Consider the following 1,035-nt stretch of genomic DNA (forward strand, 5'->3'; position numbering starts at 1 on the left):
CAGGGGTGGAGGAGCATTTGCACTGGCAGCCTTCGCCAAGACCTCTCGAAAGAATTGCCTCGCAAACTCCCGCAGGCTGACTTCTTTCTCGATAAGAAATCCGGCATCGACGAGGAGGTCACTTGTCTTCGCGGGGGACCTCAAGAAACTAGTTTCCTCGGTTTCGGCCCACGGCTCGGGGTAGATCATACCTGGCGACGGACCCTTCATGACGTCGAACACGCATAGCGGTGCGCCGGACCRCATCACGCGGGCCAATTCGGCGTAGAATCTGTCGCGTTCGCGGATATTCATGGCCGCATGAAAACTCACGGCCGCATCGAACACAGCATCCGGAAACGGCATCGAGGTGACACTGCCAACTTGAAAAGCGCACTGTCCAGTKAGCTGCATCCGGTCGGTTAGGGCCTGGGCAACCTCGACATATTGTTGTGTGAGATCGATACCGGTGACACGGCACCCATATTCTTTCGCCAGTACCCGTGCTGTTCCACCAAGGCCGCATCCGGCGTCCAGCACGTGCATTCCTGCCTTGAGCGGCATCATCTTCAGCGCCTTAACCGTGGTCAACCGGCCGGCTGTGTGGAACTCGTCAACTGGTGCCAGATCAATGGGCTGGAGATTGTCCAGATCAGCCCCAAGGGACTTCAGTCCAGCTAAAATGGCCTCCAGCAGTCCCGCTCTGCCGTAGTGATTTGCTACTGCGTTCTCCAGTTTCTTCATGATTACCTCCATGCTATTCGACCGCACCCTATGGCGTGGTATAGCTGGAGAACATGCCTCGCTCTCGGGCATGGTCCGGGATGATCAGCGCGCCATGGCGGGCAGTTTAGCCACCGTAATTATCGCTCAACTACGAGATTGTTTCTAGGGAGATGTGTCGGCCCCATGCCATCGGACAAGAAAGTGAAGTGATCGTTGATGATGACCTCAATTGGTTTATCGGTATCGCTGCTGGCGTGCCACATCGGTTCGAAGCTGCGATGATGCGCGGCTACGACGAGAGATTAAATTGTACGAGGGACTATGTCTTCC

The 1,035-nt window shown here is 56.0% G+C and carries 1 protein-coding gene; it reads right to left on the reverse strand.

Going from position 1 to position 1,035, the window contains the following annotated elements:
• Positions 1–723 (reverse strand): class I SAM-dependent methyltransferase (locus tag ACXJ5O_RS28105; protein ID WP_457302779.1); only part of this gene is annotated, 723 nt, incomplete at its 3' end.
• Positions 724–1,035 lie beyond the last annotated feature (312 nt).

The organism is Phyllobacterium sp. P5_D12 (assembly GCF_054049495.1).